15 protein-coding genes are annotated in these 13338 nt (G+C 51.1%); 5 read left to right on the top strand and 10 right to left on the bottom strand.

The window, feature by feature from the left end; translation table 11 throughout:
* The first annotated feature begins 95 nt into the window (after positions 1–95).
* Positions 96–548 carry a macrodomain Ter protein MatP gene (gene matP / locus JQ822_RS03250; protein ID WP_213132255.1) on the top strand — a complete coding sequence of 151 codons (453 nt, stop codon included), beginning with the start codon at positions 96–98 and terminating at the stop codon, positions 546–548.
* 98 nt (positions 549–646) lie between these two features.
* Here matP and ompA read toward each other — a convergent pair whose 3' ends face one another.
* Entirely contained in the window at positions 647–1705 is a 1059-nt protein-coding gene (gene ompA / locus JQ822_RS03255; protein ID WP_213132256.1) for a porin OmpA, read from the bottom strand.
* A 355-nt stretch (positions 1706–2060) separates the two neighbouring features.
* Positions 2061–2570 carry an SOS-induced cell division inhibitor SulA gene (sulA, locus tag JQ822_RS03260; protein WP_213132257.1) on the bottom strand — a complete coding sequence of 170 codons (510 nt, stop codon included), beginning with the start codon at positions 2568–2570 and terminating at the stop codon, positions 2061–2063.
* Positions 2571–2786: 216 nt separating this feature from the next.
* Between sulA and JQ822_RS03265 the strand changes: the two genes are divergently transcribed.
* Positions 2787–3401, top strand: a complete 615-nt coding sequence (locus JQ822_RS03265; protein ID WP_213132258.1) for a TfoX/Sxy family DNA transformation protein — start codon at positions 2787–2789, stop codon at positions 3399–3401.
* Here JQ822_RS03265 and yccS read toward each other — a convergent pair.
* Positions 3379–5532: a YccS family putative transporter gene (gene yccS / locus JQ822_RS03270; RefSeq protein WP_213132259.1), complete on the bottom strand. Its 2154-nt coding sequence runs from the start codon at positions 5530–5532 to the stop codon at positions 3379–3381. The genes JQ822_RS03265 and yccS overlap by 23 nt on opposite strands.
* A gap of 18 nt (positions 5533–5550) precedes the next feature.
* Complete coding sequence (locus JQ822_RS03275; protein WP_213132260.1) at positions 5551–5997, bottom strand: YccF domain-containing protein; 447 nt, start codon at positions 5995–5997, stop codon at positions 5551–5553.
* 125 nt (positions 5998–6122) lie between these two features.
* Here JQ822_RS03275 and helD point away from each other — a divergent pair, with 125 nt between their 5' ends.
* Positions 6123–8177 (top strand): DNA helicase IV, encoded by a 2055-nt coding sequence (gene helD / locus JQ822_RS03280; RefSeq protein ID WP_213132261.1) that lies wholly within the window; start codon positions 6123–6125, stop codon positions 8175–8177.
* A 31-nt stretch (positions 8178–8208) separates the two neighbouring features.
* Here helD and mgsA read toward each other — a convergent pair whose 3' ends face one another.
* Both mgsA and csgI read right to left on the bottom strand, forming a co-directional pair.
* Positions 8209–8667, bottom strand: a complete 459-nt coding sequence (gene mgsA / locus JQ822_RS03285; RefSeq protein WP_135322465.1) for a methylglyoxal synthase — start codon at positions 8665–8667, stop codon at positions 8209–8211.
* A gap of 93 nt (positions 8668–8760) precedes the next feature.
* The gene (gene csgI, locus JQ822_RS03290; protein ID WP_213132262.1) at positions 8761–9423 is read right to left on the bottom strand and encodes a curli synthesis inhibitor; all 663 of its coding nucleotides are present in this window, start codon (positions 9421–9423) and stop codon (positions 8761–8763) included.
* Between the two features lie 172 nt (positions 9424–9595).
* Here csgI and JQ822_RS03295 point away from each other — a divergent pair, with 172 nt between their 5' ends.
* Entirely contained in the window at positions 9596–10009 is a 414-nt protein-coding gene (locus JQ822_RS03295; protein ID WP_213132960.1) for a CoA-binding protein, read from the top strand.
* A gap of 73 nt (positions 10010–10082) precedes the next feature.
* Here the strand turns inward: JQ822_RS03295 and hspQ are convergent, their stop codons facing one another.
* Both hspQ and rlmI read right to left on the bottom strand, forming a co-directional pair.
* On the bottom strand, positions 10083–10400 hold the full coding sequence (gene hspQ, locus JQ822_RS03300; protein WP_005123508.1) for a heat shock protein HspQ: 318 nt from the start codon (positions 10398–10400) through the stop codon (positions 10083–10085).
* Positions 10401–10457: 57 nt separating this feature from the next.
* Complete coding sequence (gene rlmI, locus JQ822_RS03305; protein WP_213132263.1) at positions 10458–11648, bottom strand: 23S rRNA (cytosine(1962)-C(5))-methyltransferase RlmI; 1191 nt, start codon at positions 11646–11648, stop codon at positions 10458–10460.
* A 94-nt stretch (positions 11649–11742) separates the two neighbouring features.
* Between rlmI and yccX the strand changes: the two genes are divergently transcribed.
* Complete coding sequence (yccX, locus tag JQ822_RS03310; protein WP_213132264.1) at positions 11743–12024, top strand: acylphosphatase; 282 nt, start codon at positions 11743–11745, stop codon at positions 12022–12024.
* On the opposite strand, the gene tusE is transcribed toward yccX, so the two are convergent.
* Positions 12021–12350, bottom strand: coding sequence for a sulfurtransferase TusE (tusE, locus tag JQ822_RS03315; protein ID WP_213132265.1), 330 nt, complete (start codon positions 12348–12350; stop codon positions 12021–12023). The two genes, yccX and tusE, sit on opposite strands and share 4 nt — an antisense overlap.
* A gap of 88 nt (positions 12351–12438) precedes the next feature.
* On the bottom strand, positions 12439–13098 hold the full coding sequence (yccA, locus tag JQ822_RS03320; protein WP_003035917.1) for an FtsH protease modulator YccA: 660 nt from the start codon (positions 13096–13098) through the stop codon (positions 12439–12441).
* Positions 13099–13338 lie beyond the last annotated feature (240 nt).

Consider the following 13338-nt stretch of genomic DNA (forward strand, 5'->3'; position numbering starts at 1 on the left):
TGACGCGCGACAGTTCACAGGCTGGATATTCTTTTCTTCAGATGCCCAAAAAGCTGATATTCTGATAAGAGTTACACGGTAACATTGAGATCGCAATGAAATATCAACAACTTGAAAATCTTGAAAGCGGCTGGAAATGGAAGTATCTGGTGAAAAAGCATCGTGAGGGGGAGCTGATTACCCGTTACGTGGAAGCCAGCGCTGCCGAAGAGGCCGTTGATTTGTTGCTAACCCTCGAAAATGAACCGGTTCGGGTGAACGCCTGGATTGAAGAACACATGAATGCAGCGCTGCAAAATCGTATGAAGCAAACCATACGGGCGAGGCGTAAACGGCACTTTAATGCTGAACATCAGCATACGCGTAAGAAATCTATCGACCTGGAGTTCATGGTCTGGCAGCGCTTAGCAGGACTTGCGCAGCGGCGTGGTAAAACGCTTTCTGAAACTATTGTGCAGTTGATTGAGGATGCCGAGCATAAAGAGAAATACGCGAACAAGATGTCCACATTGAAACAGGATTTACAGGCGCTGTTGGGAAAAGAATAGCGCGATGTTGATTTCAGTGTGTTGAGTACCCGCGCTTTTCGGGTGAAAAACAGGTGAAAAAAAACCCCGCATCGCGGGGTTTTTTATAAGACGATAACTTAAGCCTGAGGCTGAGTTACAACGTCTTTGATGCCTTTAACTTCGATCTCAACACGACGATCCGGAGCCAGGCAGTCGATCAGTGCAGCGCGAGCTTTCACGTTGTCACAGGTGTTGCCAGTAACTGGGTTGGATTCGCCCATGCCACGTGCAGAGATTTTGTCAGAAGGAATACCTTTAGAGATCAGGTAATCAACAACGGACTGAGCACGTTTCTCAGACAGACCCTGGTTGTAAGCGTCAGAACCGATGCGGTCAGTGAAGCCCAGAACCACGACGGAACCGTCTTTCGGATCCAGGTTGCTCAGCTGGCTGTACATCTGATCCAGAGCCTGCTGGCCTTCTGGTTTCAGAGTTGCTTTGTTGAAGTTGAACAGAACGTCAGACTTCAGAGTGAAGTGCTTGGTCTGTACTTCTGGAGCTGGAGCCGGAGCCGGAGCAACTACTGGAGCTGCAGTTTCCTGACCGAAACGGTAAGAAACACCAACGCTCAGCAGGCCGTTATCCGGACGACCACCAACGGTGTTTGCGTCACCGATGTTGTTGGTCCACTGGTATTCCAGACGGGTAGCGATTTCAGGAGTAATTGCATACTCTACGCCGCCAGCGAATACTGGGGATACGCCAGTGTCGTGGTCTTTGAAGCCTTCGTTGTTTTTAGCGTCTGCACGCCAAACCATACCACCCAGACGGGTATAAACGTCCAGATCGTCAGTGATTGGGTAACCCAGTTTAGCGGTCAGCTGAACGCCCTGAGCTTTGAAAGCGCCGTTTTGATGAGTAGCGTCGGTGTAGCCTTTGTACGGCATACGACCTAACCAGTCGTAACCCATTTCAAAACCAACGTACGGGTTAACCTGATAACCACCGAACGCACCAGCACCCAGTTGGCTTTCGTGGGTAGGACCGGCGTTGTTAATCTGGTTGTTACCAATGTCATGGTACTGAGACCAACCCAGTTTAGCACCAGTGTACCAGGTGTTATCTTTCGGAGCGGCCTGCGCCACGGTAGCGAAACCAGCCAGTGCCACTGCAATTGCGATAGCTGTCTTTTTCATTTTTTGCGCCTCGTTATCATCCAAAATTCGCCATGAATATCTCCAAAGAGATTACACGGTTAAATCCTTCACCCGGGGACCAGTTCAATAGTTACTCTACCGATATCTGCGACTTATGCCGAGCACCCCTGGCGATGTAAAGTCTACAACGTAGTTGGAAACTTACAAGTGTGAAGTCCGTCAGGCATATGAAAAAAAAAGGCTTGTATACACAATATTTAACATTTAGGGATGAATAATTGTACTGCCAGCATCCTGAAAACCGCTTGAGACAGGCATTCAGGCTAAAAATTCATTACAACTCAAAATAAAATTAAAGCATGAAAAAAAATTCCAGGATTAATCCTAATTTTACTTAATGATACAAATTTGAGTGAATTTTTAGGCCAGAAAGCTGTCTCCCCGCAAGTGGCTGAGCGCGAACAGGACGCATAATAAACCCCATTGCGTTACCCTCATCAGCCGCCTTCACCAGTTCGGCATGTTCATCTTCCGTTAATTCTTCAGTCAGCCAGCCGATAACCACACTGTAATTGCCGGTACGCAGTGCGCGTACCATCGATTCCAGCGTATGGCAGGGAGAGAGTTGGCTAATTTGCATAACTTTCGTTAATGGAAGCCCTGCTGATTGCACCCACTCCCGGCTCAGTTTTTGCTGAGGCGTAAGCCAGAGCTGCCAGCGCGATTGCTGTCCTAACTGCTGAAGCAGGGGTAAAAGCAGCAGTTGCGTCATCATGGGCTGGTCCTCGCGATAGACTACTTCACTGATAAGCCCAGCGGTCGCGTTTTCTGAAGAAACACGCGCAATTTTGCTTGATGTGGAAGAGAACGACGAAGAGCGATTTGCGTAGCCTGAAGTGTACATAATCAATCCAGCCCTGTGAGTTACTGTATGGATATACAGTAACTCTGCTATCACTAAAGATCAACCTTATTTTCGGAAACAGACTCGCAATTTTTAGCCGTTGTGGCGGGAAAGACAAAATTCATCTTGCCCCTTGAGACTAAGTTGCCTATGGTCGTCATTAACGGAACCGTTACTGCGAATCATTCTCTTATCTTATGATTTAAAAGGACTTTTATGAAAAATCTTTCTTATGCCAGGATCTATAAATCACAAGAATATTTGGCCTCTTTAGGTACGATTCGTTATCGCTCTCTGTTTGGTAGCTACAGCCTGACGGTGGGGGAAACGGTCTTTGCGATGGTCGCCAACGGTGAGTTATACCTTCGGGCGTGTGAGCAAAGCGTACAGTACTGTGTAAAACATTCCCCCGTCTGGCTGACGTTCATAAAACGCGGACGTCCCGTGATACTTAACTATTACCAGGTGAACGATGCATTGTGGCGAAACCAACAACAATTGGTGTCTTTATCACAATATTCGTTGGACGCAGCAGTTAAAGAAAAGCAGACGCGCGTTGCGCAGCATCGGTTGAGGGAACTACCAAATATATCATTTCATCTGGAGACCCTGCTGAGCGAAGCCGGGATTAAAGATGAAGGCACATTACGTACCCTGGGTGCTCAAATGTGCTGGCTGAAGCTTCAGCAAATTAACCCGCTGCTGACGGTAAAAATTCTTTATGCTCTGGAAGGAGCAATCAGTGGAGTACATGAAGCAGCGCTCCCGGCGATTCGCCGCCAGGAGCTGGTTGAGTGGGTCAGTTCACTTACGCCTGAACCAGGGTACTAGAGGGTAATGCAGCGATTTGCTGCTGTAAGCGCCTGATTTCCGGGAGCAGCGCAATCAATAATCCAACCTGTTGTACGACCAGTGGTTCTTTACTGTCCGGACTCGGTTCAAGATGCTGAATCCGTTGCTTAAGACCTTCCAGAGCCTGGTACACGCGCTGCTCGTCAGCGGGTTGATGATGAAGCGCATCATCGACATAGCAGACGGCATCATCCAGTAAGGCCAGTACTTCCGGATTGGTCAGCTGTTCCCGGTGAGCGCCGAGGGCGGAAATGTAGCTCGTAAAGGTATGGTTGAGGCACAGCAAGCGGAATGCTGTTTCGCGCGTTTGGGCCGTAACATGAGGTTCACTCGACATGTTCGACACGACGGAGGCAAGTTCTGCATCACGGTTATGTGCATCACGGCGGGCAATTCGGTATGCCAGGCGGTTATCACGTCCCTGGTGATATTGTTCAAGGATAGCGTCCAGATAGCGGCAGTTAGCATCCGTTGCCCGTTCGATGACCCGTGGCAAATTACGGAACCGCCAGTCTGGCCAGATAAAACTGACGGCAGCCCAGGCAATAGCACAGCCAATCAGCGTATCGATAACCCTCGGTAGAGCGACCTCGAAACCTTCACCCAGCAGGTTAAAGCACAATAATACCAACAGGGTGATAAACATGGTCGCATGGGCATACTGCACGTTGCGAAAGGCAAAAAACAGCACACCGGTAATCACTAACAGGATGAGTTGCCCTTCCAGAGAGGGGACGAACCACAAAATGGGTAAACCAATCGCTATCCCGACCAATGTGCCAACAATCCTGAGTGCCAGGCGATGTCGGGTGGCGTTGTAGTTTGGCTGACAGACAAACAGACTGGTCAGCAGGATCCAGTACCCATGGTTCATACCGGTTATCTGGATAATGGCGTAACCGACACAGAGTACCAGCGACATGCGAACAGCATGGCGAAAAAGAGCAGACTCAGGGGTGAAATTGCGACTCAGACGTAACCATATATCACTGAACCCATGCGGGCTGTCATCGGCAAGCTGATTTTCAGACTCATTGCGCGATATCACCTGCGCCTGTTCGGATTCAATCGTTGCTAGCTGCGCATCGATAGCGCGCAGGTTGGATAGCAAAAATCCCAACGTGTTGAGCAGGTCTGCAGGCGCACCACTCGCGCGCATGCGCTCAAGTGCCGCATCAATATGCGTGAAGACGCGCTCAAAATGTGGATCGTGCTGGTAAGGGGTGCGCAATAAAATGCAACGTGACAGCTGTGTACAGGCTTGCCCCTGCATAGACATCAAGCGCTGGAAGCGAAACATCACGTCGCTGTGGCGAAAGTGATCGCGTAGTGTTTGGTACTGAATATGTGAGGAACTTGCGCGTTCGTGAATATCCTGTGCCACAAAATAGTAATGTAGCGTGCGGCGCGTTCCACGCTGCCCGCGGTCACCGCGCAGTCGGGTCAGCAACGAGACCTTGGTCTGGTTTAGCGTCGCCATCAGCTGTCCATTGGCCAGCGCTAAATCGTAAAGCGGAGCCTGGCTTTCATCTTCGATGTCGGGATCAAACAGACGCGATTTCAACTCAAGATAGTGCGCTAACTGCTCATAGCTGCGAGCTATATTGTCCTGCAGCGGGCGGATCGGGAACAGGAGATGCCCGGTCAAGGTCAGCAGGTTGTACCAGATTGCACCCGCAAGTAGCAGTATCGGCTGCTGATACCACTGATCGTAAAGCGACGTGCCCAGCATGGTGTAAATGGCGATGAGCAATGCGCCAAAGGCAATGGTTGCATAGCGCTGACCGAGTCCGCCAAGCAGAATAAAGCCGCTAGTAGAAAGCGTTAAGCCAATCGCAAACAGCCACGGCCATGGGAACAGCAGTTCGACTGAGGCCGAGGCAATAAAAAAGCAGACCAGCGTAATGATCAAATTGCGCAGTCGGCCTGCGAGGCGATCGTCCAGATCGGTAAGTGCGGCAGCAACCATGCCCAGCGTTAGCGGGATAGTGAGCTTTACGTCGCCCAGCCACCAGGGCAGCGCCGTTGTGCCGCAAAGCGCGATAAATATCCGCATGTAGTACAGCCAGGTGCTGTTCCAGGTGTAGCGTTTGAGCAGAGGACTTAACATAAAGGCCATCAGTCCTGGTTATTCAAAGCGGCGGCGCGCATTGGCTTCACGCGCTGCGCGAGCAACTTCTACTGACACTACCCGGCGACCGACGGGCCAGAGTGCAATCGCCGCGATTTTAAAGTTGGCAATCCCCACGGGAATACCAATAATCGTTATGCACTGGACAATACCGGAGACAATATGCATCAGGCATAGCCACCAGCCGAAGAAAATCAGCCAAAAAATATTCAGTAACGTCCCCCCGGTATTCAGGAGGACGTTTTTACCCGCCGGGTTGAGTTCATCCACATGAATGGCTTCGTTGCCATACGGAAACAGAGAAAGGCGTGTAATCTCCCAGCACGAGCGGGTTAATGGCAGGGTAAAAATCAGCACGATGCTGACCAGCGTTGCCAGTAACCAGGCTAAGGTGGTCGCGAACCCCCCGAGCACAAAATTTAAAATATTCAGAACTGTACGCATAAACCCTCGATTAACTCTGGTTTTTGGTGAATTCGGCAATTGTAACGTTTTTTTGGGCTGGAGCACGTTTTCTCTGGCGGTTACACTGATAAGTAAATCTCTTCGTGTGGATCCGCGTAAGCCTTATGGAACTGAAAGCTACTTCTCTTGGAAAACGTCTGGCGCAACACCCGTACGATCGGGCGGTTATTCTTAATGCCGGTATTAAAGTTTCCGGCGATCGTCACGAGTATCTTATTCCATTCAATCAGTTGCTGGCTATTCATTGCAAACGCGGTCTCGTGTGGGGGGAACTCGAATTTGTGCTCCCGGATGATAAGGTCGTGCGGCTGCATGGTACGGAATGGGCAGAAACCCAGCGTTTCCACCATCAACTCAACACACTCTGGCAGCAGTGGAGCCAGGAAATGAGCGATGTCGCCGCGGCTGTTTTGCAAGAGCAACTCGAGGCGATCGCTGTTCGTACCAACGAGAATAAATGGCTGACGCGCAGCCAAACCTCAGGCCTGCAACAGCAGATCCGCCGTGCTTTTGCGGCGCTGCCACTGCCGGTTAATAGGCTGGAAGAATTTGAGAATTGTCGTGAAGCGTTACGCCAATGCCAGGCATGGTTGAAGGACATTGAAGCCTGCCGGTTGCAGCACAATCAGGACTACACCGACTCCATGCTGACAGAGCACGCCGAGTTCTTCCAGCAGATCGAATCTTCGCCGCTAAATCCGGCTCAGGCCCGGGCGGTGGTTAACGGTGAGCAATCCTTACTCGTGCTGGCGGGAGCTGGAAGCGGCAAAACATCCGTTCTGGTGGCGCGCGCAGGTTGGCTACTGGCAAAGGGAGACGCGGCAGCCGAACAAATTCTGCTGTTGGCATTTGGTCGCAAAGCGGCCCAGGAGATGGACGAACGTATTCGCGAGCGACTGCATACAGAAGACATCACTGCCCGGACGTTCCACTCGCTGGCGCTGCACATTATCCAGCAGGGAAGTAAAAAAGTCCCGACGGTTAGCCAACTGGAAAACGATACCCCCGCACGTCATAAACTCTTTATTACAACCTGGCGTCAGCAGTGCAGCGAGAAAAAGGCGCAGGCCAAAGGCTGGCGGCAATGGCTAGAAGAAGAGATGCAGTGGTCAGTGCCTGAGGGTAATTTTTGGGATGACGAAAAACTGCAGCGTCGTCTGGCTCCGAGGCTGGATCGTTGGGTTAGTCTGATGCGTATGCACGGTGGGGCGCAGGCGGAGATGATTGCGAATGCGCCGGAGGACATTCGCGATCTGTTCAGTAAACGTATTAAGCTAATGGCACCGCTGCTCAAGGCATGGAAGTGTGCCCTGAAAGATGAAAATGCTGTTGATTTTTCGGGGTTAATTCATCAGGCCATCGTCATTCTGGAAAAGGGACGGTTTATCAGCCCCTGGAAGCATATTCTGGTCGACGAATTTCAGGATATTTCTCCCCAGCGTGCAGCCCTGTTAGCCGCATTGCGTAAACAAAACTCGCAGACCACGCTATTTGCCGTGGGGGATGACTGGCAGGCGATTTATCGCTTTAGTGGCGCGCAGCTTTCGTTAACCACTGCTTTCCATCAAACCTTTGGCGAGGGCGATCGCTGCGATTTGGATACCACCTACCGCTTCAATAGCCGTATTGGTGAGATAGCTAATCGCTTCATTCAGCAAAACCCGCATCAGCTCGCCAAACCGCTTAACAGCCTGACGGTCGGTGATAAAAAAGCGGTGACGCTGCTCGATGAAAGCCAGCTTGATGCGCTGCTGGATAAGCTGTCAGGATTTGCGAAAGCCGATGAGCGAATTTTGGTACTGGCGCGCTATCATCATTTGAAACCTGTCAGCCTGGAGAAGGCGGCGACCCGTTGGCCCAAGCTACAGCTTGAGTTTATGACTATCCATGCCAGTAAAGGACAGCAGGCTGATTACGTTATTATTGTCGGGCTTCATGACGGCAACGATGGTTTCCCGGCACCGGCTCGCGAGTCAATTATGGAAGAGGCTTTGCTCCCCGCGGCGGAAGATTTTCCTGATGCAGAAGAGAGAAGGTTGCTTTATGTGGCGCTAACGCGTGCGCGGCATCGGGTATGGCTGCTGTTTAACAAAGACGCGCCATCGTGTTTTGTCGATGCGCTTAAACAACTGGATGTGCCGGTCAGTCGTAAACCCTGAAAGCAGGCGGCGACAGCCGCCTGTCTGACGATTATTTGAGGCGTTCTGCCAGATAGCGGGCGTAATCCGGGATCAGGATTTCCGTTTCATCGCTGAAATTCGGCGACTGGATAATAAAATCAGCCGTCGAAACGTTGGTTGCCACCGGAATGTTCCACACCGTTGCCAGGCGTAAGAGCGCTTTGACATCGGGATCGTGAGGGACGGCATTGAGCGGATCCCAAAAGAAGATCAGCACATCAATTTTCCCTTCAGAGATCAGCGCACCTACCTGCTGGTCGCCGCCCATCGGGCCGCTCAGCATAGCGTTGACTTCCATACCGGTCGCGCGCTGGATTAAATTGCCTGTCGTGCCTGTCGCATAGAGAACATGCTGTTCCAGTAACGGCTGGTGGCGTTCTACCCAGTTCATCAACATCTGTTTACAGTGATCGTGTGCAACCAGCGCAATATGCTTGCGCGCTGGCAATGTGCGAGTCGTCAATTCCATAGTACAGCTCCCAAGTTAACCTTGCTACAGAGTACTGGAAGCACTTGACGCTGCAAGGGAAAGACAAAAAAAATGCGTATGCGAACATAAATGTTACGAAGGAGGCTGCTTCTCTGCCCATTGCAGGAAGTTATTTCGCGTTTGCGTGTCGGCCTGCCCAAACCAATATTTTAAACGCTGCTCGGTGAGCGTTTGCGATTGAGGTGGCACCCGGTCCAGCTCAGAAACCCCAGAGAGTAGCGAGCTGTCATCTGCCATCATGGTGGCAAATTGGGGTAATGAAGCATGCTTAGCCGCTTTGTTATAGCGTTCAGTCTCAAGTTCATAATCAACGATTTTCGCCGTGGACGTGATGGCCATAATATCCAGCTTGATAGGAATCGGCATGGCGCCGCCATCCAGCAGCTCCACGCGTGGGGCCTCATCGAAATGTGCCGCGTCACGTTCGTTGCCCAGGCGTGGAAGATGAAAATTAACCTGACTGACGAGTTGGGTATCAAAGCTGATAACCAGTGGGGGAGAAATATACAACCGTTCTTCATGGCTGGACAGGCGAATGGTTTTCTCGACGCGAAAAACCAGCTGATGCCGACCGTTTTCCAGCTCAATGCTTTCAGCACCGCGCAACAATGAGCTGGAGACTTTTTTTCCGTCCAGCACCAGCAGGTCAATGTCGTTTGACAGACGTAATGAGGTAGCAAAAACGGATACCGGCAAACACAGGGCAATCAAGGCTGTCACAATGCCGGCTCTCATAGGGTTCTCCTGTCCAGAAAATACCTGAGTAAGATGTATCAAAATTTTTCGACAATCATGTTTACTAACATATAGACATAATTTCCAGTTTAGCTCTCATGCGCTGGTATGGGATGAATGGTTGCAACGTCAGGTTTGTCGTACACTTTGCAAAACAGCCTGGAGGAAGATGATGAAAGAGACCGATATTGCTGGCATTTTGACATCCACCCGTACGATTGCTCTGGTAGGGGCGAGCGATAAACCCGATCGCCCCAGCTATCGCGTGATGAAATATTTGCTCGATCAGGGCTATCACGTTATTCCCGTTTCACCCAAGGTTGCCGGGAAAACATTACTCGGGCAGCAGGGTTATGCGACGCTAGCGGATGTGCCGGAAAAGGTGGATATGGTGGATGTCTTCCGTAATTCGGAAGCTGCATGGGGTGTTGCGCAGGAGGCGATTGCCATCGGGGCGAACACCTTATGGATGCAGTTGGGTGTGATTAATGAACAAGCGGCCGTGCTGGCGCGCGATGCAGGTCTGACGGTGGTGATGGATCGCTGCCCGGCGATTGAGATCCCGCGACTGGGACTGGCGAAGTAAGAACGAGCTGTCGAGGGTTGTATACGATGTTTTCCCGGCCTACAACAGTTTGTCGTAGGCCGGGAAAACGGGGTCAGTTGCGCAGTCGCGGAGCCTGAAGCTGTTTACGGATTGTCCGCGCCAGTTCATCCATCGAAGGTTGCTCAGGATGTTCTTCCTGTAGCTCACTGCTCAACTGTGCTTCCGCCAGATACGTATGTACTGGCAGGCCATTATCGTCTTCCATCACCACGTGATACCAGGGAGCGGCGCGAAGTTCGTCGTTAACCGCCAACTCATCGGGTGACGGGTCATCAAGCGAATATTCCGGGTCGATATCCACGACCACTCCAAGGTAACCTAACAGGGAATGGCGGACCTGCTGGCCGATACCGAATTTGCTGGCAATCATAGTCACCTCCCGGGAAACAGATACCCTCAATGTAAGGGCAATATTCCACTTTTCAAGTTACATGATGCGACAGGCAAACCCTTTCAGATACAGCCCTTCCGGGTAGGTAGCGATCACCGGATGATCGGCGGCCTGACGGAACTGCTCTATAAATTGTACATCACGACCTGCATCTAATGCGGCGTCGGCGATGATTTTCTGAAATAAATCGGTCGTCATCAGTCCGGAGCATGAGAAAGTCAGCAGCACACCGCCAGGATTCAGCAGCTGGATAGCCAGCATATTGATGTCCTTATAGCCACGGCAAGCGCCCATTAGCTGACTTTTGTTTTCAACAAACTTCGGTGGATCCATCACGATGACATCAAATTTCTCACCGCGATCGCGATAGGCACGCAGGAGTTTAAAGACGTCATCACGAACAAATTCAGCTTTGCTTAGATCCAGCTTATTCAGTTCGACGTTTTGTCTGGCGATGTCGAGCGCTTCCTGCGAGGTATCAACGCTGACGACCTGGCTGCATCCACCCATCAGCGCAGACACCGCGAAACCGCCGGTATAGGAGAAACAGTTCAGTACGCGTTTGTCTTGTACATATCGACGCGTTGCCAGACGGCTGTCACGTTGATCCAGGTAGTAACCGGTTTTGTGACCATGCTGAATGTCCACCAGCAGCTTCATTCCGTGCTCTTCGATCGGCAGCAAGGCTGGTGGTAGTTCGCCTGTTACTGGCCCCTGGGTCAGCTCCATACCTTCTTTTTTACGCACGGCTACGTCGCTACGGTCGTAAATCGCGCAGTCCGGGAAGACAATCTGCAGGGCGCTAATTAGTGCGGCACGCTGATATTCGGCACCGGCGCTGAGCAACTGCAATACCAGGAAGTTGCCGAAACGATCAATGGTGATACCCGGTAAGCCATCAGACTCACCGGCGATCAGACGGTAGCTGTCCAGACCGTCTTTCTTCGCCAGCCAGTCTCGCCACGTCTGCGCTTGCTGCAGGCGGCGGGTGAAAAAGTCGATATCAATAGATTCGGACTTGTCGAATGTCCAGACGCGTGCACGGATCTGCGATGCTGGTGAGTACGCGCCGCGCGCTAACCATTTACCTTGATGGTCAACAATATCGATGGTTTCACCAAGACTGGCTTTACCTTCCATACGTGCGACAGCACCGGAAAATACCCACGGGTGGCGGCGCAATAATGATTTTTCGCGCCCTTTGGCTAACACTAAACGTACACTCATAATTTGCTATTCTGTCGATTCAAAGAAATGGGCGCCATTGTCCTGAGTTTTTCGGGGATTTGCAACGCGCAACGCGATGATAAGGAGAACCGCAATGTCTAAAGTCTGCATCATTGCCTGGGTTCACGGCCGGGTACAGGGCGTGGGATTTCGCTACACCACCCAGCATGAAGCGCAACGGTTGGGCTTGACCGGGTATGCAAAGAACATGGATGACGGTAGCGTAGAGATTGTCGCCTGCGGCGAAAGCGAGCAGGTGGAACAACTGATGAAGTGGTTAAAAGCGGGGGGACCGCGCAGCGCCAGGGTAGACAGGGTTCTCAGCGAGCCTCATCGTCCTGGCGATGATTTAAAGGGATTTAGTATTCGCTATTAAATACATTTTACCGGTTTTGGCAGACCAGCGATTTTGGTTGCTTGTTTAGCCGGACCTTTCGGAAACAGACGGTAGAGATAACGGCTGTTGCCTTTGTCTTCGCCAAACTTGTTAGCCATTGCTTTTACCAACATGCGGATTGCCGGAGAGGTATTAAACTCTAGGTAAAACTCGCGCACAAAGCGCACCACTTCCCAGTGCTCAGGTGAAAGGGTAATGCCTTCGTTTTCGGCAATGGCAGCCGCCAGCGGCTCGCTCCATTCGTTAGTATCTTTTAAATAGCCTTCGCTATCGGTACTGATTTCTCTACCTTCAAAGATCAACATAATTCTTCACTGCGTTAGTCAAACTGGTGGCAGTTTACCAAAAAAGAAAGCCCCGCATAAGCGGGGCCGGATAATGCGAGTTGACAACTTAGTCGCGGCTGGCGAAGCCCAGAATGCTCAGCAGGCTGACAAAGATGTTGTACAGCGAAACATACAAGCTCACCGTTGCACGGATGTAGTTGGTTTCACCGCCACGGATGATATTGCTGGTTTCAAACAGGATAGCGCCCGAAGAAATCAGAATAAACACCGCGCTGATGGCCAGATGCAGAGCCGGCAGCTGCAGGAAAATATTGGCAACCATACCAATCAGCACCACCACGATACCTGCCATCAGCATACCGCCGAGGAAGGACATGTCTTTACGGGTCGTCAGCACATAGGCAGAGCAGCTGAAGAAGACCAGCGCGGTGCCGCCCAGCGCCATACCGATAACATCCCCCATGCCCGCAGACAGGTAGGTGTTCAGAATCGGTCCCAGAATGTAGCCCAGGAAGCCGGTGAATGCGAAAGCAGACAGAATACCGACCGGCTTATCCGCCGTTTTATAGGTCAGGAACATCAGACCATACATACCCACCAGCGTCAGGATAAGACCCGGAGATGGCAGCATCAGCACGGTGCTTGCCGTGGCGGTGATGGCAGAAAACGCCAGCGTCAGGCTCAGCAAAAAATAAGTATTGCGCAGCACTTTATGTGTGCTGAGTAGCGATGTACGGTCGCGCGAAGAACTAATAATACGATCCATGAGTCACTCTCTTATGACAGATGTAATTAATGACGGAGGATAATGAAATCACGGGTAATGACACAGCGGTTTTACCCATCTTTACGCATTTTAACCCGCCAGGCTTAAGCATTTTATTTCAGCAAAAGTGCCTGAATCAGATGTTACCACTTATTGTGTGAAAATGTCAGATCGACATCTTATAGGTAACTGAAAAATATTGCGTTATTTCCTGCATCCCTTTAAGAGTGATTACGGTGT

Origin of the sequence: Citrobacter sp. FP75 (genome assembly GCF_018342065.1) — a bacterium.
GTDB lineage: Bacteria > Pseudomonadota > Gammaproteobacteria > Enterobacterales > Enterobacteriaceae > Citrobacter.

Bases quoted from the DNA above. Each gene is read 5' to 3' on its own strand.
- ompA (WP_213132256.1), bottom strand. From the start codon at position 1,705: ATGAAAAAGACAGCTATCGCAATTGCAGTGGCACTGGCTGGTTTCGCT.
- rlmI (WP_213132263.1), bottom strand. From the start codon at position 11,648: ATGAGTGTACGTTTAGTGTTAGCCAAAGGGCGCGAAAAATCATTATTG.
- hspQ (WP_005123508.1), bottom strand. From the start codon at position 10,400: ATGATTGCCAGCAAATTCGGTATCGGCCAGCAGGTCCGCCATTCCCTG.
- JQ822_RS03295 (WP_213132960.1), top strand. From the start codon at position 9,596: ATGAAAGAGACCGATATTGCTGGCATTTTGACATCCACCCGTACGATT.
- yccS (WP_213132259.1), bottom strand. From the start codon at position 5,532: ATGTTAAGTCCTCTGCTCAAACGCTACACCTGGAACAGCACCTGGCTG.
- JQ822_RS03265 (WP_213132258.1), top strand. From the start codon at position 2,787: ATGAAAAATCTTTCTTATGCCAGGATCTATAAATCACAAGAATATTTG.
- mgsA (WP_135322465.1), bottom strand. From the start codon at position 8,667: ATGGAATTGACGACTCGCACATTGCCAGCGCGCAAGCATATTGCGCTG.
- sulA (WP_213132257.1), bottom strand. From the start codon at position 2,570: ATGTACACTTCAGGCTACGCAAATCGCTCTTCGTCGTTCTCTTCCACA.
- csgI (WP_213132262.1), bottom strand. From the start codon at position 9,423: ATGAGAGCCGGCATTGTGACAGCCTTGATTGCCCTGTGTTTGCCGGTA.
- yccX (WP_213132264.1), top strand. From the start codon at position 11,743: ATGTCTAAAGTCTGCATCATTGCCTGGGTTCACGGCCGGGTACAGGGC.
- helD (WP_213132261.1), top strand. From the start codon at position 6,123: ATGGAACTGAAAGCTACTTCTCTTGGAAAACGTCTGGCGCAACACCCG.
- yccA (WP_003035917.1), bottom strand. From the start codon at position 13,098: ATGGATCGTATTATTAGTTCTTCGCGCGACCGTACATCGCTACTCAGC.
- tusE (WP_213132265.1), bottom strand. From the start codon at position 12,350: ATGTTGATCTTTGAAGGTAGAGAAATCAGTACCGATAGCGAAGGCTAT.
- matP (WP_213132255.1), top strand. From the start codon at position 96: ATGAAATATCAACAACTTGAAAATCTTGAAAGCGGCTGGAAATGGAAG.
- JQ822_RS03275 (WP_213132260.1), bottom strand. From the start codon at position 5,997: ATGCGTACAGTTCTGAATATTTTAAATTTTGTGCTCGGGGGGTTCGCG.